Genomic DNA, 24,795 nt, shown 5'->3' with positions numbered 1-24,795 from the left:
GGCCTCGGCCTGCCTCGAAGCTAGGGAGCCGCCTTGAGCGAGTTTCTGCAACATCTCGTCAACATGCTGGTGCTGGGCGGCACTTACGCGCTGTTGGGCATCGGGCTGACGTTGATCTTTGGGATCATGAACGTCGTGAACTTCACGCACGGGGTTCTCTACACGTTCGGCGCCTACATCATGTTCATTGTGGTGAATCAGTTTGGGCTGAATTTCTTCCTCGCCCTGCCCGTTGCCGTGATTGCCGGCTGGCTGCTGGGTGCTGCCGTCGAGCTGATCCTGCTGCGGCCACTGCGGGGCTCCGATATCGACACCACAATGCTGGTGATGATCGGCGCCTGGATCGCGATGCAGTCCGGCACGCTGTGGATCTGGGGCGGGGTGGCGAAATCGGTGGCAACACCCTTCCCGGACGAACCTCTGGTCCTCGGTCCGGTCTCTGTCGCGTGGTTGCGTCTGTTCGTGCTCGCGGCGGCGGCGCTGCTGATTGTCGCCACCTATCTCCTTGTCAACCGCACAAAACTCGGTAGTGCGATGCGTGCGACGTTCCAGGACCAGGACACCGCCTCGCTGATGGGCGTCAACGTCGACCTCATTTATACGTCGACCTTTGCGATCGGATCGAGTCTGGCGGCGGCGGCCGGCGCCCTGCTCGGCCCGGTCTATGTGATCTTTCCGCAAATGGGGGACCTTGCGGCCGTCAAGGCCTTCGCGATCGTGATACTGGGCGGGCTTGGCAACATCACGGGCGCGGTCATCGGCGGCTTTATGCTGGCGCTGGCCGAGGAATTGGGAGCCGGCTACGTCTCATCGGGATACCGGGATGCGATGGGCTTTTTGATCATCATCGCGGTTCTGATCTTCAAGCCGACCGGACTTTTCGCGCGCTCGGAGCGCGTGGGATGAGGTCGGGCGTCGCCATTCTCACCGTCGCCGCGTTTGCCTCGGTTCCGCTGTGGCTGCGCGATCCCTATCTGTTGAACGCGCTGATTACCACGGGCATTTTTATCATCGCGGCGATGAGCCTCAACCTGTTGCTCGGCTTCACCGGTCAGCTGAGCCTCGGTCACGTCGCCTTCTTCGGCATTGGCGCCTACACAAGCGCGCTCACCTCGCTCGGCTTCGACGTTCCGCTGCCGGGCGGGTTGCATGTCGTTCACGATCCCTGGCCGCCGATCGCGGGCTTTGCGCTGGCGGTCGTCATCGCGGGATTATGCGGCTACTTCGTGGGACGCCTCTCGTTTCGCGTTCGCGGCGCCTATTTCGTGATCGTCACCATCTCCTTTGCCGAAGTCGTCCGGCTGGTTGCGCTGAACTGGGTCGAACTGACACAGGGACCTCTGGCACTCAACAACATTCCGTCGATCGCGTTGCCGCTGCCCGGATTCGGAGAGCTGGTGCTGCGCACCAAATTGCAGAACTACTATCTCGTGCTGGCCGTTGCGGTAACGGCCTATGCGTTGATCTCGCGCCTCGTTAACTCGCATTTCGGCCGGGCCATGCGCGGGCTGATGGAAAACGAGGCGCTGGCAATTTCGGTCGGGATCGATGTGACAAGAACGCTCACGCTCGCTGCGGTGATCTCGGCAGCCATCGCGGGCGCGGCCGGCAGCCTCTATGCCCATTACATCCGGATTATCGATCCGGAAGTGTTCGCGTTCATCAATACGGTGACCATGGTCATCATGGTCATCAGCGGAGGCAAAGGGTCTCTCGCCGGCCCCGTCGTCGGTGGCCTGATCTTCGGTCTGATGCCGGTGTTTCTGCGTCCCATCATGACACCCGAGGCGCAGTGGATCGCCTATGGCGGGGTCCTGATCGTCATTCTCTTTGTTCTGCCGCGCGGCATCGTGCCCTCGCTAATGCAGCGATTCGCGAAGGGGCGCAAGGAAGTCAGAGCGGTCGGCCCGGTCGCCTTCTCGAAATCGAGCGCCGAGGAGCACGCATGATGACGGCGCCGACCATCGCCCTGAAGGTCGAACAGGTCGCTATTCGCTTCGGTGGCCTGGTTGCGCTTTCGAATCTCAACTTCACCGTCAGGGAAGGAGAGATCGTCAGCTTGATCGGACCGAACGGCGCCGGGAAAACTACCGCATTCAACGTCATCACCGGCTTTCTTGGCCCAACCCATGGTACGGTCAGTTACCGTGGAACGACGCTGAACGGATTGAAACCGCATGAGATCGCCGACCTCGGTTTGATCCGCACCTTTCAGCGCACCAGTGTTTTCCCGAATGACACCGTCTACGACAATCTCATGATCGGACTGCATCGGCAGGGAAGAACAGGCCTGATCGAGGCCATTCTCGGCCTGCCGCGGGCGCGCAGCTCGGAACGAAAGGCTCATCAACGCGCCGGCGAACTTCTCGAATGGATCGGGCTTAACCGTCGCGCCTTTGATCCGGCGGGCTCGCTTTCCTATGGAGAACAACGCCTGGTCGGGGTGGCGTTGGCGCTCGCGGCGGAGCCGTCGATGCTGCTGCTCGACGAACCCGTCTCGGGCATGAACGCTTCGGAAACCCAGGATTTTGTCGAGCTCGTGCGAAAGATCCGCAGCCATGGCGTCACGATTCTACTTGTCGAGCACGACATGCCTATGGTGATGAGCGTTTCGGATCGCATCGTGGTCCTGAACTACGGCCGGATCATTGCCGAAGGCCCGCCGGAGGTCATTCGCAATGATCCGGCGGTGATCGAGGCCTATCTCGGGCAAGGAGCGATGCATGCTTGAGATCTGCGATCTGGTGTGCGGATATGGCGGTGTCACGGCGCTGCGCGGCATCTCGCTGGACGTGAAGCTCGGGCAACTGGTCGCGCTGATCGGGGCGAACGGCGCCGGCAAGAGCACGGCCCTTCGCGCGATCTCCGGGCTGGTGCCGCCGCGTTCCGGATCCATGGTGTTCGACGGCAGGAATATTACCGGCGCGCGGCCGCCGCGCGTGCTGGCCTGCGGGATCGCCCACTGCCCCGAGGGCCGCAAGGTCTTCCCGCACATGTCGGTCGAGGAAAACTTGATGATGGGCGCCTATCTGCGCACCAGCAAGGCTGAGATCGTTGCCGACCGCGACCGGATCTATGCGGATTTCCCGCGCCTGGCCGAGCGGCGCCGTCAGGCCGCAGGCACCTTGTCGGGCGGCGAGCAGCAAATGCTGGCGATCGGCCGGGCCTTGATGTCGCGGCCACGCCTGATCATGTTCGATGAGCCTTCGCTCGGGCTCGCGCCGAATATTGTGGAGCGGACATTCGCCATCATCCGGCGAATCCGCGACGCCGGCACGACGGTTCTCTTGGTCGAACAGAATGCGTTTGCCGCGCTCGAAATGTGCGACAACGCGTACCTGCTCGAGAGCGGCAAAATCGTGCTCTCCGGACCCGGCAAGCAACTGATCGAGAACGAGCACGTGCGCAAAGCCTATCTCGGCGGATGAACAGCGCGAGGGACGGTACTGTTGGCTGAACAGTGGATATCGGTATGCCCGTTGGACCGCCTGACCGAGCGGACGATTCTCTGCGCGCGGGTGGCCGGCGTCGATCTGATCCTGATCTGGGATGGCGAGCGGGCTAAAGCCTGCGAGCGGACCTGCCCCCACGAACAAGCCGATCTTTGTCTGGGTCATCTTTCGATGGGGCGATTGTTCTGTCCTCGCCACGCGGCATCGTTTGATCTCGCCGACGGGCGCATTTCTGACGGCTGGACCAGCCCGCCATTGCGGCTGTTCCCGGTTCGCATCGCAGAGGATCAGGTGTGGATCGACGCGGAGGCAGTTGCTTCGTCCGCGATCCGGAAACCTGGCGCTCAAGTCGGCTTATCCTAGCTGATGCGAAGTTTCCTGCGCGGCGAGTGCATGTCGCATCCCTGTGCCGCGCAGAACGCTCCGACCAGGCGGGAGACTCTTGCACCGGAAACGAAAATCTCCGCATTGGCTTCGTCGAGCCTGTGCGCGGCTTCCTCGGCGCGGCGCCGCAATGCGGCCTCATCGAGCGTCAACAGCCTGCCGTTACGGAAAACGACACGTCCGCCGACCATGACGGTATCCACCGAGCCGCCATTCTCGCCAAACACCATCTGGATCAGGGGCGTACGAAGCGGCACGAAATGCGGGCTTTCGAGCCGCAGGAACACGATGTCCGCCTCGTATCCGGCCGCGAGCCGGCCGATTTTTTCGAAACCGAGAACGTTGGCCGAGCCTTCGGTCGCCATCGCAAGCGCCTCGCCTGCCGAAATCCACTCCTGCGAGGCAAATCCGTCGATGCGCGACAAATAGGACGCAAGCCGCACGGCCTCGAACATGTTCTGGCCATCGGACGTATTGCTGGCGTCGGTGCCGATGCCTACCGCAACGCCCTCGCGCAGCATCTCGCGAACCGGCGCCACGCCCGAACCGAGCCGCAGATTGCTCGAGGGATTATGCGCGACCTTCACGCCATGCGCGCTCAACCGCCTGATGTCGTCGTGACCGAGCCAGATGGCGTGAGCAACGCTCAAGTGATCCGACAGGAAGCCTAGCTTTTCCAGATACGCGACCAGGCTGATGCCATAACGGGATTGTCCGGTTGCGGCCTGTGCGCGCGATTCAGCCAGATGCGTCTGTATGGCAATGCCATGCTCGACGGCGAGACGCGAACATTCAGCCAGAAAACCGTCGGAGCAGTGCAGCGGAATCGTCGGCCCGAGGGCTGGACGGATGTATCGGCGGTCTAATGGCCAATTTGCGAGAATTTGTCCGCAAGCCTCGAACGTCGTTTCTGTCGGCGTCGCGCCGACGCTGCCGAACCGAAGGCGCAAATCCTCGGGCAGCGCCTCGAGCAATCCTGGGAGCGCCTGATAGATGGTTCGATCCGCGATCATCGGCGCGATCACCGCGCGCATTCCCGCGTCGGAATAGGCTCGGCCGACCGCCGAAATGCCGTCGACCGACGGCGCCGGAAACTCGAGCGAAAGGTCAAAACAGGCGGTACAGCCCCTTCTGATCATTTCGGCGGCCGAAAGCGCCGCGCTGAGATATTTGTCATCGATCCCGCGCGAGCGCGTGCTTGCACCTCCTCCGGTCAGGAACATTTCCAGCGAAACCTTGTCCTCGACACCGCCGCGATTGAGCGCGCCATGAGAATGGGTGTGTGAATTCACGAGTCCAGGAATCAACAGCCTATCGGTTGCCGAAACCGGCTCGGCATCCTCCGAAACCGAGAAGCCTCTGGCTTCCATGGCGACGATCAGCCCGTCCTCGATCAGGACGTCCTGCGGCAGCGCGCGGCCCTGGCCGTCAAGGACAAGGCCGTCGCGAATGATGGTTTGACGGGTGGTCATGGCTGCAGCGGCAGTCCGACATCGTTGTAAAGCGACTTCAGCCGCTGTCGGAACGGCGCTTCGTTCTTGCGCCGGCTTCCCGTTACGGGATCGGCGCCTTCCAGCATCGTATCGGTTGCCTCAAGCGAGAACTGCATCACAAACCTCATCCGGTCTTTTCGCAACCCTTCGATCTCCGCCAGCCAGTCCTCGACGTGGCACTTTCCTTCTTGATGGCGGCGCTTGATCAGCGCGGCAGCCGCGGCCGCATCCTCGATGGCTTGGGTCGCACCCTGCCCGAGCGCCGGAACCATTCCATGTGCGGCATCGCCCAGATAAAGCACGTTGCAGTCGGCGGCGCGATAGAGCACGTCGTGCTCCTGCATGCGGGCCCAGTGGGTATCCGCCACATGCGCACAGACATTGTCGATCAGCCAGCGCGCCTGCGAAGAGGGCGGCGAAGTGTGTGGCGTATAGGCCGCACGCAGTGCGTCGGGGATTTTCAGACGGGAAGGGATTTCCGCCTCGGGGGGAATCGGAAAGGCGCAGGCGATGTAGATATGATGGGGCGGCACGCGGAAGGCCAAAAGGCGGTTGGGGCCGTTGAACCATTGCTCATAATCGTCGATCAGGCCGTTCGACGTGTCGCTGACCAGCAGGCGGGAGACCGCGACACCGGTATAGCTGACCTTCGGCTCGCCGGAGATGACGCGCCTGACACGGGAGTAGCGGCCATCGGCGGCAATCAGGAGATCGATGCCATCGATCCGATTTGCCTTTCCCTCCTGCGTCCAGGCGACTGTCAACTTGCTGCGATCGGAGCCATCGCGGCCGATGTCGGTGACGTCGCAGCCATAGCGCACAGAAGGCCCGGCGGCTTCGCGCAGCACGCGGTAGAGTTCCGACCAGCGAATGCGCCAACCACCGCTGTCGGCAACGTCGGCGAGCGGTAGGTTGAAAAGCTCGGTACCGTCGGTGAGCGAAATCCGCCAGCTCGCCCAGGTAAAGCTCGCCTGCGTGATCGCCGCGGCAAGGGTGGGGTCGACCAGCTTCAACGCCTTCACCGCGTTGGGACCCACGTTGAGGCCCGTGCCGGCTTCGGAATGATCGCCTTGCGCGACACGCTCGAGGCATATCACCTCCAGGCCAGCGAGCCTCGAAAGACTCCGGGCCATCACGCAGCCGGCAACACCGGCTCCGATGATCGCAATACGCATCAGGCGCCGGCCTTTTGTTGCGAGGCGATGACCGCGATCAATCCGCCGCCGTCCGGCCCCTGATGTTCGGCACCGCCGGAGACAAAAATGCGTCCTTCACCGATAACGCCGGCGACGAGGCCCGCGACTGCGCCCCGAATGTGCCGCTGTGCGTTGATGTCGATATCGTCAAGCATGGTGTGGCGATGCCCACGTACCTTGCCGCGGCGATCGGGCTCGCATTTCACCAGCACGCAGGCAATCCGGCCGGCGGCGGCGGGTGCGACCTGCGGGCGCGCTTCGATGCCGAGATCGGCCAGCACGTCCACGATCGCGCCGATATCCAGCGCGTCGCTCATCGAACGATGGGCGATACGAAGCGATCCGTCCCAGGCGGAACTGTTGCCGAGCACGACCACCTCGTTGCATTCGACCTCGACACCGGAAGAAATGCTGGCGCGCGGCGACTGGATGGAAAAATCGCTCAACAGCGATTCATCGTCAAAGTCGCCGGGCGCGATTTCGTTCAGCGCAAGGGCGACGCCAAATGCGCCGGCGGCACGGGCAAATGCCATCGAGCGGTTGGGATCGCTGGTCCGCGGGGTCTTTCCCGCTGTGATCGCGGCAGCAGCGCGGCCTGCCGTCACGCAAGGACATTTGACCTGCACGAAATGCACGTCGTCCAACCGTTCGATGCGTGCGTTTTCGATCGCCTCGCGCACGGCGGAAGCGACGCTCTCGACATGCGCGCGCCGGCCGACGTCTTCGGTCGGGACGGGTTCGGAAAACGCGGTGCCGATCGCAAGCGCCGAGGGAAATCGACGTTCAGCCGTTGCGTTGTCCGCGATGCAGAACACGCTGTAGTGAGGAGACATCACGCCTTCAGTGCCGCCCGACAGCACGCAGGGAATTTCACGGATCAGCTGCGTCACCGGCCTGTTCAGATATCTCGATAACAGCGCCATCAGCGTCTGCGTGAAATAGCCGCGGGTGAAATCGTTGACGCCGCCATTGCCCTCGGTCTTGCCGATGACGGCAACCACCTCGGCTGCGCGAATCGTTCCCCGGTCGATCAGCTCTTCGAGCGCAGAAAGATCTCCGGGATGGGCCATCGAAAGCCGGAAGACGCGGGCGGTTCTCATGTGCCGTCCTTCCTCGTGAGCTCGTAAAGCCTGCTCGGGCTGAGCGGAATTTCCAGAAGCTCGATCCCTTTGCGCGCCAGCTCGAGCGCATTCTCGATTCCTTGCGCGAACAGCGCACCGACCGGGATGGCGCCGGCTTCGCCCGCGCCCTTGATTCCCAGCGGATTGAGCGGCGAGGCGGTGGCCGTGTGGCCGAGCTCCATGCGCGGAATCTCCAGCGCGGTCGGCAGCAGATAGTCGGCGAGAGAGGCATTGAGCAACTGGCCCTGGTCGTCGAAGGCAAGCTTCTCGTAAAAGGCGTTGCCGATCCCCTGCGCGACGCCGCCATGGATCTGGCCGGCCAGGATCATCGGATTGATCACCGTGCCGCAATCATGCACCACGACGTATTTGAGAATCCGCAACTCGAATGTTTCGGGATCGACTTCGACCACCATCGCATGGACGCCGTTGGCCGTGGTTCCACTCGGCGGTCCGAAATACTGCGTCGACTCCAGTCCGGGCTCGGTGCCCGGTTTCACCGCGCCACGCATGGGATTGGCGCGCTGGGCCAGCTCGCTGAGCGATACGAATTTTTCGGGAATGCCCGTGATCGAAACCTTGCCGTCGGCGATCACCAGATCGTCCTCCGAACACTCGAAGACTTCGCCGGCAAGCTTCAAGGCCTTCCTGCGCACCACCTGCGAAGCCTCGCTGATGGCGTTGCCGGCCACCACCGCGCCGCGGCTGGCAAAAGTGCCGGCACCCCAATAGAACTGGTCGGTATCACCGGTGACCACATCGACCTCGGTCACATCGACGCCGAGCTGGTCGGCCACGATTTGTGCAAAGCTCGTGAAATGTCCTTGTCCCTGCGTACCGATGCCGGTGACGAGGCTCACCCTGCCGTTCGACTGCACCTGGACCTTGGCGCCCTCGTATGGCCCAACCCCCGTGCCCTCGACATAACAGGCCACTGCGATGCCGACACAGCGACCTTCGGCCCGTAATTTTGGCTGCTCCTCGTGGACGAATTTTTCGTATCCGATGGCCGCCAGCGCCTTGTCGAGCACGGGCTCATAATTGCCGCTGTCATATTGCAGCGGCGCAAAGTCCTGGTAGATGATCTCGTTGTTGAACGGGAAGGCGTCCGGCGGAATCAGGTTGCGCCGCCTGATCTCGACCGGATCGATCGCAAGTTCATGCGCGGCAAGATCGAGCAGCCGTTCGATAACAAACACGCCGTGTTGACGGCCGGCGCCGCGATAGGGCGTGACGATCGGCAGAGTAGTGAAGACAGAGGTGAACGTGCTGTCATAGGCCGGGATCACATACGGGCCGAGCATGGTGCACTGGCTGTTGATCGGCACCGTCAGGCCGTAAGGATTATACGCGCCGTTGTCGTGCAGAAAGACGTCCCTGACGCCGAGAATGCGGCCGTCGCGGGCAATCGCGATTTCCGCATCGTGGATTTGGCCGCGCTCATGCGTGGTCGCGACAAAATGCTCCAGCCGGTCCTCGATCCACTTCACCGGGCGGTTGAGCCGCATCGAAATCCAGGGCAGTGTCACCTCTTCCGGATAGAAGATCATGATCTTCGGTCCGAAACCGCCGCCGATAAACGGCGCGATCACCCGCACCTGGCGCTCGGAGACGCCGAGAATCGCCGCCAGTCCGTTGCGCACGAATACGGGCGCCTGCGTCGTGTCCCAGATCGTCATCTGCTGGCCGCGCGCATTCCACTGCGCCACGATCCCGCGCGTCTCGATCGGCGAGGAAATGCCGTGCTCGTAGCGAAAGCGGCGTTTGAGGACGAGATCGGCGTTGGCGGCAGCGCGGCGATAGTCGCCCTTGGCCTGGCGGACGTGAGAGGCGACATTGGAGCCAAGATCGTCGTGAACGACCGCCGCTCCGGCTGCCATTGCGGCTTCGAGGTCGACGACGGCAGGCAGCGTTTCCAGATCGACCACAATGTCGTCGAGCGCGTCCTCGGCAATGTAGCGGCTTTCCGCAACGATAACGGCGAGCGGCTCGCCGGCATAGCGGATCTTGTCCCTGGCGAGCGGCACCTGGGTTCTGAGATGGAAGATGATGCCGGGAATTGGCGGCGGCGGCACCAGCAGCGGGCCCGCCTGCCAATAGGCGCCGAGATCATCTGCGGTATAGACGGCGACGACACCGGGCCGTTTGAGAGCGGCAGACACGTCGATGCGCCGGATTCTTGCGTGCGCGACCTGGCTGCGCAGAAATGCCGCGTGCAGCATGTTCGGCAGTTCGACGTCGTCGATAAACAACGCCTGCCCGGTCAAAAGCTTCCTGTCTTCATTGCGTTTGACCGGGGCACCGAAAAAACGGGTGGTCATGGCGCGGCCGCCCGCATCATCTCGGCCGCCTTGAGCATGGCGTCGACGATATTTTGATAACCGGTGCAGCGGCACAGATTGCCCGACAGCGCTTCACGCAGCTCGAGCTCGGATGGATCGGGATTCTGCTTCAGGAACGCCGTCATCGTCATCAGAATCCCCGGCGTGCAATAGCCGCATTGCAGGCCGTGATGTTCGTGCATCGCCTGCTGAAGCGGATTGAGTTCGCCGGAAGCCCCGATGAGGCCTTCGACGGTGAAGAGATCGTGGCCGCCCGCCTGCACCGCAAACATCAGGCAGGAACGAACCGGCGCGCCGTCAAGCAGGATCGTGCAGGCGCCGCAAACGCCTTGTTCGCAACCGACATGGGTGCCCGCCAGCATCAATTCGTGGCGCAGAAAATCGGAAAGCAGCATTCGCGCTTCGACGGCGCGGCGATACTGCACGCCGTTGACGGAGAGTTCGATGTCGTGCCCCTCAGGCTGCATGGGCGATCCGATCGCAAGCCATGGCGATGGCACGGCGGGTGAGGATTTCGGCAATATGGCGCTGGTACTCGGCGCTCGCGTGAATGTTGCCGGCGGGCGCGACCATCCTTCGCACATCCGCGGCTGCGCCTGCGATCGCCTTGTCCGTGCAGCGCTGACCGATAAGCGAGGAAACGGAGGTGCTGGCGTCAACCGGCGTCTCGCCGACCCCGCAAAATACGAGCCTGATCCCCGAGCAGCGGTCGTCCTCATCCAGCGACACGATGGCCGCCACGCCCGCGAGCGCAAAGTCGCCGCGCCGCCGCGCCACTTCCATGAACGCGGCTCCGGAACGCGGCCGGGGAACTGGAAAGGCGATCTCGAGCAGCATTTCCTCGTCCTTGAGAGCAGTGGTCAGCGGTGCGACGAAGAAATCGACCGCGGCAAGTTCGCGCTCGCCGCGCGAGGATTTGATGCACATCCGGGCCTGCATCGCGACCGCCACGGCAGGCAATTCGGAGGCGGGATCGGCATGGCAGAAATTGCCGCCGATGGTGCCGCGATTGCGGATTTGCGGATGAGCAATATGAGGAAGGGCATCGGCGAACAGCGGGCAGGCTTCGAGAAAACCGGCGTCCTTTTCCATCGCGCAATAGCGGGTGAGCGCGCCAAGGCGGATCGCTTGGGCCATCGAGCGGTCGATCGAAGCGAGTTCAGTCAGGCCGTTGATGTCGATCAGGACAGCGGGCCGTGCGAGGCGAAAGTTCATCGCCGGGATGAGGCTCTGGCCACCGGCGAGGAAACGTGCCTCTTCGCCATATCGGGCCTTCAGGACAAGCGCTTCCGCGAGCGAAGAGGCCGCGACGTATCTGAATGGAGCAGGTTTCATTCGCGCCCGACGACCCCGCATTTGCGTTTCGACTTTCCGCACGCAACAGAGCCGATTATCATTCGCAAAGGCGCGCGAGTCAAAAGCGGACGCGCGCCATCTGCGTCGGATGCAGCGAAAACCTGCTCAACTTGCCATCCGGTTGCGCAAACATTGTGCGCATTACGGTCGCTGGCGATGGCGAACCCTCAACACCATCGGGCTTTATAGCCCGAGCCGGTCGCGAATTCTGCCGTAGAGCACGACACTCTTCACGGCGAGCGGCCACAAGGCGTGGAACCGAATTGGCTTGATGCCTGTGATCGGTAAATCGATCGCGGCCGTCTCCCCGCCGGTCAACCGCCTCGCCAATTGCTGCCCCATTGCACTGGCCAGTGCGACGCCGCGGCCATTGCAGCCGAGATAAATCAGCACACCGGCCGCGGGCTCGTGCACATGAGGGTAGTGGTCGGCGGTCATTGCGAGGCGGCTGTTCCAGCCATGAGTCCATTTGATGCCTTCAAGCGCGGGCCAAAGTTTTGGCGCGTAGCGCATGAGATAGGCCACCGCCGAGGGATCCCTGATCCAGTGCATCGGGCCGCGACCCCCCATCAGCAGGCGGTTGGAGGCATCGAGCCGGTAGTAGACGGTGATATGGCCGCTTTCATACAGCACCGATCGCGTCGGCATGACCTGTCGCGCGATTTCTTCTGGAAGCGGCTCGGTCGCAGCAATGGAGCTGAACAGCGGCACGATGGTGCGGGAGAGGCCCGGCCAGAGATCTCCGCTGAAACCGTTGGTAGCGATCAGCACCTTTTCGGCCCGGACCGCCGCACGCGGGGTCTCGATGCGCCATCGTCCACCTTCGCGCCGCAGCGACATCGCAGGCGTTTGTCCATGGATCGCAGCACCTCTTGCAAGAGCTGCGCGCACAAGGCCGCGGGCATAGCTGAGCGGTTGCACGTCGCCACCGCGGGGGTCGAACATGGCGCGGGCATATCGATCCGTGCCCGTCACCTCACGAAGCGCGTTGCGGTCGAGAACGGTGACCGGCATTCCACGTCGAATGCACTGTTGCGCGGTAGTCTCAACGGCGGCAGCGTGCGATTCGTGACAGGCCGCGCGCAGTGTTCCGTTTTGACGGGCTTCGCATGCGATTCCGAGCCGGCGGATCAGCTCGAACGTGAAAACAGGAGTGTTGTAGGCAAACGCGATCATGCGTCGACCGAGGTCGGCGCCGAAGGTTGCCTCGACCGCATCGGGATCAAGTTTAAGGCCCGGATTGAGCTGGCCGCCATTATTCCCTGATGCGCCCCAGCCCGGCTCCCGGGCTTCGAGCACGATTGCGTCGGTCCCCTGCTCGGCAAGATGCAGCGCGGTCGAAAGTCCGGCAAAGCCACCACCAATGATCGCCACCGAAACGTTCCTGTCGGCATCGAGCGCAGGCGTGGCGACGGGCGGCGGCGCAGTGTCGGCATAGAGGCTTGGCGGCAGCGCGAAGGACTTCTGATTCACTCGAGTCTTCCGTCATAAAGGATGCAGGATACGACGCAGGAAATCCTGGGTTCGCGGATGCTGCGGCTGGTTGAGAACGGACCTGGCCGCGCCCTGCTCGACGATGACGCCGCCATCAATGAAAAGCACGCGGTCGGCGACTTCCCTGGCGAATCCCATTTCGTGGGTGACCACGATCATGGTCATGCCGTCGTCGGCAAGCCTGCGCATGACGGAAAGCACGTCGCCAACGAGTTCGGGATCGAGTGCCGAGGTCGGCTCATCGAAAAGGATCGCCTTGGGCTGCATCGCGAGCGCACGCGCGATGGCGACACGCTGCTGCTGGCCTCCGGACAGCTGCGCCGGGTATGTGTCGGCCTTTTCGGCTAGCCCTACTTTTGCCAGCAGCGCACGGCCGCGACCGATCGCCTCGGCGCGTGGTTCGTTCTTCACATAGACCGGACCTTCGATGACGTTCTCGAGTGCCGTGCGGTGTGGAAACAGGTTGAAGCGCTGAAACACCATCGACACCTGTGTCCTTATGGCGACGATCGACGGCGCACGGCTGTCGACCCGCGCACCCTCCACCAGAATGTCGCCGGCATCGTAACTCTCCAGGCCATTGATGCAGCGCAGGATAGTCGACTTGCCCGAACCCGACGGGCCGATGATGCAGACCACCTCGCTCTTTTTGACGGAAGCGGCGATGCCCTTGAGTACTTCGAGCGGGCCGAAGCTCTTGTGGACATCGCGAAGTTCGATCATCGATGGCCCGCCTTCTTCTCGAAATGCCGAACCAGCAGGATGAGAGGGATGCTCATGGTGAGATACATCAAAGCCACCAGCGTAAAGACACTGGTGTTCTTGAAGGTCGAGGAGGCGATCAGCTTGCCCTGGAGCGCGAGTTCGGCCACCGTGATGGTCGAGGCCTGCGAGGAATCCTTCAGCAACATGATCATGATGTTTCCGTAAGGAGGCAGCACGATGCGTACCGCCTGTGGCAGGATCACGCGACGCATGGTGAGCCACCAACCCATGCCGATCGCCTGCGCGGCCTCGATCTGGCCCTTGTCGATGGCCTCGATGCCGGCGCGAAAGTTCTCCGCCTGATACGCCGAATAAGCGAGGCCGAGGCCGAGAATGGCCGCCTGCAACGCGGTCAGCGCGATGCCGAAGTCGGGCATCACAAAGTAGAGATAGAACAACAGGACGATAATCGGGATGCCGCGGATCAAATTTATCAGGCCGGCACTCAGTCCGGCGAGAGCGCGCACACCGGAGACGCGCAACAGCGCCCAAACCAGCCCGAGAATGGTGGACAGGATCAGCGAACCAATGGTGACGACGATGGTCAGCCCTACGCCCTGCAAAAGGATCGGCAGGAATTCGGCGGCGTCACGAAGGAATTTTTCCATCGATTCAAGTCGCGCTCACGCACCCTTCGCGCTGAGGCCCCATTTGCCCAGAATTTTGTCCAGCGCGCCGTTGGCCTTGAGTCTCGCGAGCGAAGCATTGATCTTCGCCAGCAGCTCCTGGTCGCCCTTGCGGATTCCGATGGCGACGGTGCCGACGATGGTCGGCTTGTAGGATTCGACCAGGCGAACTTCCGGAAAGCTGCCCTGCTTGAGATTATAGGCGAGGATCGGATAGTCGGCGTAGCCAGCCTTGAGGCGACCCGTGTTCACGTCCCGCAGGATGTCCGGGATGGTGTCGTAGACCTTGACTTCGCTGAACAGCCCGGTCTTTTTCAGCGCATCGACAAAGGCAGTGCCTACCTGTGCCCCCACCACTTCGCCCTTCAAATCTTCGGCCGCGACATAGCTCCTGGTGTCGGTTTTGGGCACGATGAGGCCCTCACCGTAACTGTAGACGGCGTCCGAGAAATCGATCACTTCCTTGCGTGCCGGCGTCGCGAACATCGCCGCCGAGATGATGTCGATCTTGTTCGACGTCAGCGAGGCAATCAGCGTCGAGAACTGCATCGGCTCGATCTGCACCTGAAATCCGGCATCCTTGCCGATCTCGGTGATGAGATCGACCATGATCCCTTGAACGCTGTTGGTCTTGGTATCGAGAAAGGTAAAGGGCACGCCGGTCGGCGTCGAACCCACCTTGAGCGCGCCCTGCGGGAACGCCGGCCCCGCAGCGAAGAGGAAAAGCACAGCCGCGGCGGAGCGAAGCAGACGTTTGAAAACCATTGTTCCCCCTAAATCTTTCTCGAACAGACTGACGCATTTCGCCCGCATCGTCGAGAGGCGCGAAGGCGCCTTTTCACCACGGCCAGGACCACGAGAGAGACCAAGCGCATATTGGGGAGGGATTTTCGGCTCTTCGCGGGGGGCGCGTTCGCAGATGGTCAATCAAACTGGCGTGGCGACTTCGAAAGCCTGGAACGCAGAACAGGTCCAACGGCTCACTGCTGATCTCCCGACATCATGGCGGCGGTCCACGTTCCCAGCCGGAACGGGGCAAATTACAGCGCTTATGGCAAGGCTACCTTAACCACCAACCCCGTAGAATTTCACGGGTTCACTACGGTGGGAGCCACCCATGGCGACCGGTTCCAGGCCAATCAGCTATAGTATCATCGTCCCTGTATTCAACGAGGAAGCGGTGCTGCCGGTGCTGCTGCGTCGGCTCGATCAACTCCTCGACCGGCTCTCGGAGCCGGCGGAAGCGATCTTCGTCGATGACGGCAGCAACGATTCCAGCCCGATTATGCTGCAAGAGCTTGCCAAGCGCGATCCGCGCTTCCGTTATATTTGCCTCTCGCGCAACTTCGGTCACCAGATCGCCATTACCGCCGGCATGGACGCCGCGCAAGGTCAGGCGATTATCGTCATGGACGCCGATCTACAGGACCCGCCGGAGGTTGTCGACCAATTGATCGCCAAATGGCGGGAAGGCAACGATGTTGTTTATGCACGTCGACTTTCGCGAGCGGGAGAAAGCCGGTTCAAGCGCAGCACGGCCCATTTGTTTTATCGGCTGATCGACAGCATGTCGTCGATCAATATCCCGGCCGACGTCGGCGACTTCCGACTGATCGACCGAAAGGTGCTCGATGCGTTGCGCCAGATGCCGGAGCAAAACCGGTTTGTGCGAGGCATGGTTGCCTGGCTCGGGTTTCGGCAGGCCGAAGTCACCTTTCACCGGCAAGAGCGCGCCGCCGGCGAAACGAAATATCCGCTGTTCAAAATGCTGCGGCTCGCGGCGGACGCGGCGCTGGGCTTTTCCGATGCACCGCTGCGGCTCGCCATCTGGTGCGGACTCTCGGTGTCAGGGCTTGCATTGCTATATGGCGCCTGGGTTATGGCACTGTGGATGAGTAATGACAGTCGTCTAGTTGCCGGGTGGTCATCAACCATCATCATTGTCTCGCTGTTGTGCGGCATGAATATGCTTTTGACCGGAATCGTCGGTCTCTACGTCGGTCGTATCCACGCGGAAGTTAAAGGCCGACCGCTCTATGTGGTGCAAAAGCGTCTTGGATTTGATCACGACCAATCCGCGCCGGCGCGTGCGCCCGTCCGCGCTGTGCACGAATAAGCGCCATGACCGAATTATTCGACGAATACCACAGCAACTATCGCGATGTAGTCCAATCTTCGATCGACTTTTCGGGTCTACCGCACAGCTTTTTCATGCGAGCCAAGGTCGATGTGTTGCGTGAACTGATCACCAAGCGGTTAGGGTCAGAAAAGCCGGCGATGCTCGATGTCGGTTGTGGTGTTGGCAGCTTTCATCCGCTGCTGCGCGGCCTGGTTGGCCACCTCACAGGCATAGACGTTTCTTCCGCCAGCATCGCGCAGGCACGTGCTGCTAACAAAGATGTCGCCTACCGCGATTTTGACGGAGAAACATTTCCGTTCGAGGATGCCTCGTTCGATATGGTGACCGCTATCTGTGTCATCCACCACGTTTCCCCCGCTCAATGGGTGCATTTTGTAGGAGAGACGCGTCGCGTCGTGCGACCCGGTGGCCTCGTCTGTGTAATAGAGCACAATCCCTTGAATCCACTGACACGTCTTGCTGTTTCGCGCTGCGAATTCGACCAGGACGCGGTCCTGCTCGGCGCCGGCAGGACGCTGGAGTTGATGTCCAAAGCAAGGCTGAGTGAGATCGGCACGCGCCATTTCTTGCTGTTGCCATGGGAAGCGAATCTCGCGCGTCGCGTCGAGCGGGCGCTGAGTGGCTTGCCGCTTGGCGCGCAGTATGCCGCCTTCGGTACTCGCAGCGGCTAGTGATCGGAAACTGCTCGCCTCTTGTGGACCACCGCGATACCATCACCATAGACGCGCTGCCACCCCGGCAGGCGATCCAGCAACGCTACCGCCGGCGTGCCCGGCGTCAGTAGCGTCGACCGAATTTTGTAGTCGTCGAGCAGCCTGAGAAGATCGTTCAGATCGGCAAGAGAGATATCGCGGTTGTAACGGTCGATAAAATGGCCGCCGAACAATTCACCGCGACCGTCTATGAAGGTAGGAATGCCGGCAAAGATTAAATAACCGCCAAACGAATAATCGTTAAGCACCGGTCCTGCTTCAGCAAGGCCTGCATCGGCTACGGCGGCGGCAGGTGTATTGATCATCGCCGGACGCACGTCGCGCGTCATCTGTAGCGCGATGGCCGCAACTATCACGCTTACGGCCGCCAAGTTCAGCGAGCGCGCAGGGCTGGCCGGCGCGTTGTGCGCCTTCAAACCAAGCTGTCGAGCGACTGGCCCTGCAAGATATAAAGGCGCGAGTACGGCCAACAAATCGGCGTTGCGTACCTGATTCAGCGCGAAATGAACGAGCCCAAGAACTACAAGAATCCGCGTCACCGGAAGAGTCACACCGCGTGACAAGGCAAACATGGCGCCGAGCAACAGGATCTCGAAGGCGCCGAGATGGCCAAAGTCCTGCGGACGCCATTCGTTAATCCAGGCCAGGGCCTCGCCAAGGCCCAGTGTCGTGAGCGGGATCAGCAAGGGTTGCGCCCCGTAAGGCGTCAGGCAGCACGCGGCGAGCGCCAAAGCCGCAAACGGCATCCACCGAAGCAGCACGCGCGGCCATTCATCGCGTCGCTCCGTCAGCAATGCCTCGAGAATGGCGGGTCCGATCAGCCCGAGCGCCAGCACGACGCTGCCATGTAAATTGGCCCACAACACAAGCAACGGGAGCGCCCAGTAAGGTGGCGGCCCACGCTGGTCCATACTGCGCACGAGTGCTGCAGCCCACGTTACCACTATGGGCAATGTCAGGACGTGCGGCCGCGCCAACAAATGCGGTGACAGCAGTACGATCGCTGCGGCGACCATGAGAAAGTTTGGAATCGGGGGCAGTTCACGCGACAGGAACTGCGTCATCAAACCGAGCGCGAGTGCGACCGCTGCCGAAGCCAACGCCACCACGCCGGCCCAGCCGGCAAGTGCATAGATTGCGGCGTAGAGGATTTGCGACAGCCATTCGAAAGTGATCCAGGGCTTTCCATGCATCGAAAAGGAAAACGGATCGCTGTCTGGTACCACGCCTTGAGATATCATCCAGCGTCCGACCGCGACGTGCGAATAGGTATCTGGATCGTTGAGCAACTGCGGTCCAAGCGACAGCAGCAAGACGTAGACGCCCGCGCCAACCAGCCAGGGCATTGCGCCCTGTATTGGTAGTGACTTGTGTTCGCTCGCAATGACGTGATCAGTCATGGCCGGCACTTTATGGCGGACGTCTTAATTCTTTTTTGTCGTATTCGTCGAGTAGTACACGCCGGCGTGATTGAGGGATTAAGGAATTCGCAATCCTTTGCAGCCAGCTCAGGCTCAGGTGCAGACCTTGCTGGTACGTCCGCTAGTGATCTGGCCTTGTGAAAGCGCCAGCGCTCCGCCGAACAGGCTCGAACCGGCCCGGCGATGCCTTTCAGAGTTTGGATCCCGAGGTCCTGAAGCTCGAACAGATTTCCGGGAAGCCATCGCGTGCTCTCTGCCGTGACCCCCATATTTGGCTCAGCCAATCAGCCAATCCCTGCAGGCGCATTGCGAGGTTCGGTGGCTCGCCGACGATGCCTGGTCAATCACCGCCGGCGGCGTCTGGCGCAAGCCTTCTCGAAGGCATATCCTTCAATCGGGAAATAGTGGAGCTGGATCATCCATGATGCAGATGAATCTGAGAAACGTTGCAATAGCAACCTCGACCTTCGCATGCGCGGCACTGCTTTCGTTCGGCTGGTCTGAGCAACGCGGCATCTCGTTGTCGATAGAGAGTGCTCAGGCGCGGATCGGCCGTCCGTGGACTCCTGTGAGCGTTGCCGGCGTTGCCCGTCGACACTACCGGCGCGCTGCATACGGTTACGGTGCCGGTGTCGTCGGCGTCGGAGCCGTTGGCGCGGCTGCGGTCACCGCCAATCGCTGGGGTTACTATGGTGGTTACCCTTACGTGGGCAGCTATTATGGTGGTTACTATGATGCCTACCCCTATTCAGGTTACTATAGTGGTGGTCCGTACGCAGGTTCTGGTTGGTCTTGGGGTCGCCCATACACTGTTTGGGGTTATCAGTACGGCTATTGATCACGGGCGCGCAACGCACGCCCGTGCGCTGGTGAAATCTCGGCAACTAAACACAGCGAAGACGAGGGAGGCGGTTTGAACGCCGCTACGTTTGCTGAAGAAATTGCGCCAGCAAACCACGCCATTTCACGGCGCCGCATCAATTAAGTCGCTCTGTCGCGTTGCAGCCGCAGCCAAGACGGCTCCCCTCGTGTCAAGTTTAACCGGTAAGCAATCGTCTCGACGCTGACCTTCGAACGAGTGGAATAAGGTGCGCAGTCAATGCCGGTTGACCGTCTCCAGGAACCTGAGAACTGAGGCTGGCACTTCGTCGTACTCAACGAAGCTTCGGCGCCGTTCGTCGGCAATTTCAATGGTCTCACATCGCGCGCCAGCCGCGGTGGTTTCAGGGAAAAAACGAGATCAGGGCTGAACGCCGGTGGGGCCGCCCCGTGCGAAGGAAATCAGAGCGGCCCCTGCCAACTGCCCTTCAAATGCCCTGCCCCAATCGACAGCGCTGCAGTTGGGTTCGACAACGATAAGTAAAAAGTCGGATGGCTGCATTGATACGCATCACAAAGACCGTTTGCCTGCGATTAGGCGCTGCCTCAGAAAAATACTGATCCTGCATGAGAACGGCCCCGGCGCGGGGGAACGCCGAGGCCGCCAAACCCGACAGAGGGGGGCTTTATTTGGTGGGGTTACCAAAGCTCCGACGGGCGGACTCTGAGATAGGCGAGAGCACAAGTCTGTAAAGCCCTTCGGGCAAAAAAGGCCCCGGTAAGCGAATGCCGGGCCTTCTGCTTATCCGGTATCATCCATAGAGACGGTTTGGCGTGTTTGTGGATAAGTGAAAAAATCTTGTCGTCGCCAACTGACGCTGGCGATTATCGCAGCGCTGTTGATCGCGCTCGCTGTGCTCGTGGAAAAAACAAAATGATTTCAATGTAACGTGGCGGAGAGGGAGTCATCCAAACGGCGCGAATTCTCCCAAATAATCAAACGCATAGAGTTTCAATAGAAGACCGGTCCCCACCTCCGCCCACACTACCGACACGAGTAGGCGCCCATCCGGCACTGTCTACGAACTGGATTTCATCCTTCATCGCGTGTCGATACGCTGCGTAGCTCGTGGCGAAGGGACCCGTCGCTGGACCATCCGGTGAGGACCCGCGCCGACGAGGCCACCAAAACCAACCAGCGCCGCTCCTGCCGAAGCTTATGAGCGAAGTGTCAGCATAAAAGACCTCTATACCAACGTCCGTCACCGGGTGAATGTCGAAAATGGGCTCATGTCGATTGCTGGACATTGTCATGCCGACACCTCCGCCGGTTCAGCTAGGGCCAAGCCGCGCAGGTAGTCCGCAGCCTTGGAGGCATGGCTACAGGCAGTAAAGAATGCCCGTTTGTCGGCCTTCAGAAGCTCCGTCCATGACGCGATATAGCCAGCGTTCCGAACGTCCCCATCAAAACCAAATTCGGCACACAGGAACGCGGCGCCCAACTCCGCAATGAGTTCCTCGGCGGCGTAATTGCGTGAACCGAACCGGTTTTTCAAATCCCGATCAAGGCGCGACTTGTGGCCCGACCAATGCGTAAGTTCATGGAACGCCACGTTGTAGAAATGATCGGCACCCTTGAAGCCAGCGAATGCAGGCATCGAGATGAAATCCCGGCTAGGCACATAATAGGCTTCACCATGGCCCTCGCGGATGTCCGCACCGGTCGAACGCAGGAATGCGTCGGCAAGCTCATCGCGCGTGTCGGGATTACGGACGCGGATTGGCTTCCCGGTGTTGATGCTATCGGGAAGGTTCTCGCACTGGTCGACATTGAAAACCGTATACTCGCGCATCATGGGGATCAGGCGAGTTGAAGAGCTATCGTCCGCGCCTTGGTCGCGAACTTGCAGTTGTTTCACGAAATAGACCTTGGTACCGTGCTCGCCCTTGCGGACGTTGCCCCCCAATTCCAACGCCTGCTTGAAGGTGAGAAAGCGCGGCGTGCGATAGCCAGCCGCTTGTGCCATCCACAACAGGATGACGTTGCATCCTGAGTAGGGCCGGTTGCTCACGGCATTGCAAGGTGTGTTCGCGCCGGGAGTTGCTGACCAAGGTTTGATCCACGGCGCTGCGCCGGCTTCTAACTCCGCAATAATGCGTGCCGACACTTCTGCATAGAGATCACGCTTCATCCTCGCCTCGCTGGTATGGCTGATGCGACCGTGATTGGCCGCGTTCCATAGCCGCGTAGGGCAAGGCTCTCAGTTGAGCGTCAGGCTGTTGGGCGCATTTCTATCCCCGGGGTACCTTGGACAGGCCCCCCGTCTCGTGCGCGCGAAGACCGGCCTTAGAAATATCCCCGGGTCAAAAAGGGCCGTTAAGAAATTATTAGGGTTTGACGGACGAGACGCTAAAGTCCGTTCTGTGGGTCGGACCGATCGTCCACGACGAGGCAGGCTCCTGATTTCGCAAGCAACCGGTTGAGATTATGCAGCTCATCGAAGTTGTGTTAACCACAGAGTTCGCCTTTCGATGGCGGATGCGCTCGCCGTCGGACCTTTGGGCCGCCATCGAGGATCGGGCCTAACGATGCCTAGAAAATTGATACCAATGGCCATCGCGTATGACTTCGATGGAACGTTGGCGCCCGGCAATATCCAGGAAAACAGCTTCATCCCCGAAATCGGTATGAAGAAGGCCGCGTTCTGGGGCGAGAACAAACTGCGAGCCGCGAAGCACGAAGCCGACGAAGTGCTCTCCTACATGACATTTATGCTGGAGCGCGCTGCGGCTAAGGACGTTCCTGTACGCAGACGGGACTTTGCGCGACATGGAAAGACCGTCCAACTATTCAGGGGCGTGCCCGATTGGTTTGAGCGCGTTAATGCACGCGCCAGAGAGCGGCATGTGAAACTCCAGCATTACATCATCTCGTCGGGCATTAAGGAGATGATCGAGGCAACTAAGATCGGCAAGGAGTTCACAAAGGTTTTCGCTTCGTCGTTCGCCTATGATGCAAACGGTGCCGCTAAATGGCCAGCGTTAGCGATCAACTACACTACGAAGACGCAGTATCTTTTCCGAATTAATAAGGGTTCGCTTAGCGTTCACGATCACGGGCTTATCAACCGCTTTGTGCCGCACGAAAATCGTCCTATGCCGTTCTCCAACATCGTCTTTATCGGTGACGGAGAGACAGATATTCCCTGCATGCGGCTCGTCAGAGACCAAGGCGGCCATTCAATCGCGGTCTATCAACCTGGCTCTAAGAAAAAAGCGCGCGCAGAGAAGCTCATAACCGATAAGCGCGCCGATTTTATCGCTCCTGCTGATTATTCTGAGGGTAGACGTCTCGATGAGATCATAACCGCAATCATCGACAAAATCGCGGCCAACAACGGCGTCCAAATGATGATGCGCGAGTAGATCACGGTTAGTGATTGTCGCGATAAAACCGTCGAACGCCACGAGCACTAAGATGGTAGCGAAGCCCAACAGGCTCGACGTCGTCCTCCGAAGGCAAAGGCCACACGTTCGAATCGTGTCGGGTGCGCCAATGATAGCAGTGCTTTAGTCATTTCAAGACCGCTGCCGCTTTAAGGCGGGTAAGGTAAGCAGCTGAAGCGTCGATTGGAGGCCAACGACGTGACGAAGCCGCTCAAAGCGGTTAGGCGTCACTATCGTTGAAGAACACAGGGTCGATGTCGAACGGACATGCCGATCAAGCGGTGCCACTTCCGTTATTGACCCCAAAGCAGACCTCTGGTCACTGGAGTCCGACCTTGCGCCAACCCTCCAAGTAGCTCTTCATTGGGCCTGGTGTGTAGGGCACATTCTTCTCGATCCAGGCGAGCGAAATATCGGGCTGAAAGTTTTTCAGCCGTTCGAGTTCCCTCTGTGCCTCGTCGAGACGCCCGGCCTGGGCCAAAGCAGCTACCAGCAATCGGCGGGCCCCATTGAAGGTCGGCCGGAACCGCAAAACACTGAGTGCGCTGTTGATGGCTTCATCATAGCTACCAGCGAGATAGTGCGCCGCTGCCAGCCCGCCATGGAAAATCACCTGTTGTGGATCGTGCGGGCTCATGCGAATTGCGGTTTGTGAGTGAACGATGGCTTTGTCGGATTGTCCATCGAATGACAGTGTCCAACCGAGATAGCCATGAGCCGCAGCAAAGTTCGGATTGAGATTCAGGGCGCGCTGGAAATGGGCTATTGATTCATCGGTGTGTCGTTCAGCGAATGCGGCAAATCCAAGCGCGACATAGGCCCACGGATCGTTGCGATCGAGTTCGGCGGCGCGGGCTGCCAGTGCGGCGGCCTCATTCGCCTGTACATCGACGTATCCTAGATACCCAAGCAACAGTATCGCGAAAGCGAGCATGCTGTGGGCAGGCGCGTAGTCAGGGTAGAGTTGGGTGGCGCGCCTAAGAATGGAAATCGCGGCGTCACCGTCTGTCTTGTTTAGCCGCCAGAACAGGAAGCTCGCCTGCATCAACAGGTCCCAGGCGCGGACGTCAATTGGGGTCCGGTGCTGCGAGCGGACGCTCTCGGCTTCCAACAGATGAGGTTCGATGGCGGCGACAACACTGTTGGTAATCCTGTCCTGCAAGGCAAAGACGTCGCTCAAGTCGCCGTCGTAGCGGTCCGCCCATAGATGGTTGCCGTTGGAAGCGTCGATGAGTTGCGCAGTGATGCGCACCCGTTCTCCGGACTTTCTTACGCTGCCCTCGAGCACGTAGCGCACGCCGAGCTCGCTCCCGATCTGTTTTACGTCGACCGTCTTTCCCTTGTAGACGAACGACGAATTTCGGGCGATGACGAAAAACCAATGTAGTTTGGAAATAGCTGTGATGATGTCCTCGGACACACCATCGGCGAAGTATTCCTGCTCCGCATCGCGGCTCATATTAGCGAACGGCAGGACGGCTATGGACGGCTTGTCGGGAAGCGCGAGATGTTGTCGTGCAAATTGTGGCGACACGCCAGTCAGTTCTATTCGATACGCTCTTACCGCCTTGGAGATGTTCTTTAGCTGCCGGTCGCCCATATCTTCGAAGGCTACATCCAGCTTGCCGAGAGCGTCTTCCTGGGCTCGCGAAGATACGCAAATGCCTCCAGGAATTGAGAGCGCTTCAAGACGGGCTGCGACGTTTACGGCATCACCAAAGGTGTCACCGGCGTCGCTAATGATGTCGCCTTGGTGAATGCCGATCCGGAACTCGATTCGTTTGTACTCGGGCACTAACGCATTGCGCTCGGCCATACCTTTCTGCACCTCGATAGCGCACCGCATGGCATCCACCACACTTGCGAATTCCACCAGCATTCCGTCGCCGGTTGTCTTTACGATCCGCCCTGCGTACTCGCTAATCTTCGGGTCGACCAATTCCCTTCGGTGGGTTTTAAATTGTGCGAGCGTTCCCTCTTCGTCGGCACCCATAAGACGCGAGTAGCCAGCCACATCGGCCGCGAG

The 24,795-nt window shown here is 60.5% G+C and carries 22 protein-coding genes; 9 read left to right on the top strand and 13 right to left on the bottom strand.

Annotation, left to right across the window (positions count from 1 at the left end; translation table 11 throughout):
• Positions 1-33: 33 nt before the first annotated feature.
• Genes VNX23_RS10260 through VNX23_RS10240 form a run of 5 tightly spaced genes read left to right on the top strand, consistent with a single transcriptional unit; the run spans position 34 to position 3,815 of the window.
• A complete protein-coding gene (locus VNX23_RS10260; RefSeq protein WP_325629635.1) occupies positions 34-906 on the top strand; it encodes a branched-chain amino acid ABC transporter permease in 873 nt (290 codons plus the stop codon).
• A complete protein-coding gene (locus VNX23_RS10255; RefSeq protein WP_325629633.1) occupies positions 903-1,949 on the top strand; it encodes a branched-chain amino acid ABC transporter permease in 1,047 nt (348 codons plus the stop codon). Before VNX23_RS10260 ends, VNX23_RS10255 begins: the two co-directional genes overlap by 4 nt.
• Positions 1,949-2,731, top strand: coding sequence for an ABC transporter ATP-binding protein (locus VNX23_RS10250; RefSeq protein ID WP_325629646.1), 783 nt, complete (start codon positions 1,949-1,951; stop codon positions 2,729-2,731). Before VNX23_RS10255 ends, VNX23_RS10250 begins: the two co-directional genes overlap by 1 nt.
• Positions 2,724-3,428 (top strand): ABC transporter ATP-binding protein, encoded by a 705-nt coding sequence (locus VNX23_RS10245; protein WP_325629632.1) that lies wholly within the window; start codon positions 2,724-2,726, stop codon positions 3,426-3,428. Before VNX23_RS10250 ends, VNX23_RS10245 begins: the two co-directional genes overlap by 8 nt.
• Before the next feature lie 21 nt (positions 3,429-3,449).
• Complete coding sequence (locus VNX23_RS10240) at positions 3,450-3,815, top strand: Rieske (2Fe-2S) protein (protein WP_325629631.1); 366 nt, start codon at positions 3,450-3,452, stop codon at positions 3,813-3,815.
• On the opposite strand, the gene VNX23_RS10235 is transcribed toward VNX23_RS10240, so the two are convergent.
• The 10 genes from VNX23_RS10235 to VNX23_RS10190 all read right to left on the bottom strand — a co-directional run bounded on the left by VNX23_RS10235 (position 3,812) and on the right by VNX23_RS10190 (position 14,994).
• Positions 3,812-5,308, bottom strand: coding sequence for an amidohydrolase family protein (locus VNX23_RS10235; protein WP_325629630.1), 1,497 nt, complete (start codon positions 5,306-5,308; stop codon positions 3,812-3,814). The genes VNX23_RS10240 and VNX23_RS10235 overlap by 4 nt on opposite strands.
• Positions 5,305-6,504 carry a hypothetical protein gene (locus VNX23_RS10230; protein ID WP_325629628.1) on the bottom strand — a complete coding sequence of 400 codons (1,200 nt, stop codon included), beginning with the start codon at positions 6,502-6,504 and terminating at the stop codon, positions 5,305-5,307. The genes VNX23_RS10235 and VNX23_RS10230 overlap by 4 nt, the downstream gene beginning before the upstream one ends.
• On the bottom strand, positions 6,504-7,625 hold the full coding sequence (locus VNX23_RS10225; protein ID WP_325629626.1) for a ring-opening amidohydrolase: 1,122 nt from the start codon (positions 7,623-7,625) through the stop codon (positions 6,504-6,506). Before VNX23_RS10225 ends, VNX23_RS10230 begins: the two co-directional genes overlap by 1 nt.
• Positions 7,622-9,967, bottom strand: coding sequence for a xanthine dehydrogenase family protein molybdopterin-binding subunit (locus tag VNX23_RS10220; RefSeq protein ID WP_325629624.1), 2,346 nt, complete (start codon positions 9,965-9,967; stop codon positions 7,622-7,624). The genes VNX23_RS10225 and VNX23_RS10220 overlap by 4 nt, the downstream gene beginning before the upstream one ends.
• Positions 9,964-10,455: a (2Fe-2S)-binding protein gene (locus VNX23_RS10215; protein WP_325629622.1), complete on the bottom strand. Its 492-nt coding sequence runs from the start codon at positions 10,453-10,455 to the stop codon at positions 9,964-9,966. The genes VNX23_RS10220 and VNX23_RS10215 overlap by 4 nt, the downstream gene beginning before the upstream one ends.
• Positions 10,445-11,323, bottom strand: coding sequence for a xanthine dehydrogenase family protein subunit M (locus VNX23_RS10210; RefSeq protein ID WP_325629620.1), 879 nt, complete (start codon positions 11,321-11,323; stop codon positions 10,445-10,447). The genes VNX23_RS10215 and VNX23_RS10210 overlap by 11 nt, the downstream gene beginning before the upstream one ends.
• Before the next feature lie 204 nt (positions 11,324-11,527).
• A complete protein-coding gene (locus VNX23_RS10205; protein WP_325629618.1) occupies positions 11,528-12,817 on the bottom strand; it encodes an FAD-binding oxidoreductase in 1,290 nt (429 codons plus the stop codon).
• Between the two features lie 12 nt (positions 12,818-12,829).
• Positions 12,830-13,561: an amino acid ABC transporter ATP-binding protein gene (locus VNX23_RS10200; RefSeq protein WP_325629616.1), complete on the bottom strand. Its 732-nt coding sequence runs from the start codon at positions 13,559-13,561 to the stop codon at positions 12,830-12,832.
• Positions 13,558-14,211 (bottom strand): amino acid ABC transporter permease, encoded by a 654-nt coding sequence (locus VNX23_RS10195; RefSeq protein ID WP_325629614.1) that lies wholly within the window; start codon positions 14,209-14,211, stop codon positions 13,558-13,560. Before VNX23_RS10195 ends, VNX23_RS10200 begins: the two co-directional genes overlap by 4 nt.
• A 15-nt stretch (positions 14,212-14,226) precedes the next feature.
• Complete coding sequence (locus VNX23_RS10190; protein ID WP_325629612.1) at positions 14,227-14,994, bottom strand: ABC transporter substrate-binding protein; 768 nt, start codon at positions 14,992-14,994, stop codon at positions 14,227-14,229.
• A gap of 352 nt (positions 14,995-15,346) precedes the next feature.
• Between VNX23_RS10190 and VNX23_RS10185 the strand changes: the two genes are divergently transcribed.
• Together VNX23_RS10185 and VNX23_RS10180 are read left to right on the top strand one after the other, a co-directional pair.
• Positions 15,347-16,345, top strand: a complete 999-nt coding sequence (locus VNX23_RS10185; protein ID WP_325629610.1) for a glycosyltransferase family 2 protein — start codon at positions 15,347-15,349, stop codon at positions 16,343-16,345.
• A 5-nt stretch (positions 16,346-16,350) separates the two neighbouring features.
• Positions 16,351-17,040 (top strand): class I SAM-dependent methyltransferase, encoded by a 690-nt coding sequence (locus tag VNX23_RS10180; protein ID WP_325629608.1) that lies wholly within the window; start codon positions 16,351-16,353, stop codon positions 17,038-17,040.
• Here the strand turns inward: VNX23_RS10180 and VNX23_RS10175 are convergent.
• Positions 17,037-18,482 carry a hypothetical protein gene (locus VNX23_RS10175; protein ID WP_325629606.1) on the bottom strand — a complete coding sequence of 482 codons (1,446 nt, stop codon included), beginning with the start codon at positions 18,480-18,482 and terminating at the stop codon, positions 17,037-17,039. The genes VNX23_RS10180 and VNX23_RS10175 overlap by 4 nt on opposite strands.
• A gap of 442 nt (positions 18,483-18,924) precedes the next feature.
• Between VNX23_RS10175 and VNX23_RS10170 the strand changes: the two genes are divergently transcribed.
• Entirely contained in the window at positions 18,925-19,341 is a 417-nt protein-coding gene (locus VNX23_RS10170) for a hypothetical protein (RefSeq protein WP_325629604.1), read from the top strand.
• A gap of 1,291 nt (positions 19,342-20,632) precedes the next feature.
• On the opposite strand, the gene VNX23_RS10165 is transcribed toward VNX23_RS10170, so the two are convergent.
• A complete protein-coding gene (locus tag VNX23_RS10165) occupies positions 20,633-21,514 on the bottom strand; it encodes an ArdC family protein (protein ID WP_325629602.1) in 882 nt (293 codons plus the stop codon).
• 418 nt (positions 21,515-21,932) lie between these two features.
• Between VNX23_RS10165 and VNX23_RS10160 the strand changes: the two genes are divergently transcribed.
• On the top strand, positions 21,933-22,748 hold the full coding sequence (locus tag VNX23_RS10160; RefSeq protein WP_325629600.1) for an HAD family hydrolase: 816 nt from the start codon (positions 21,933-21,935) through the stop codon (positions 22,746-22,748).
• A gap of 340 nt (positions 22,749-23,088) precedes the next feature.
• Here the strand turns inward: VNX23_RS10160 and VNX23_RS10155 are convergent.
• The coding region (locus tag VNX23_RS10155; RefSeq protein WP_325629598.1) for an adenylate/guanylate cyclase domain-containing protein at positions 23,089-24,795 on the bottom strand (1,707 nt) is incomplete at its 5' end.

The organism is Bradyrhizobium sp., from assembly GCF_035570375.1.
Taxonomy (GTDB): domain Bacteria; phylum Pseudomonadota; class Alphaproteobacteria; order Rhizobiales; family Xanthobacteraceae; genus Bradyrhizobium.
Note: the sequence above shows the minus strand (reverse complement) of the source record. Positions and strands in the feature narration are given on the sequence as shown.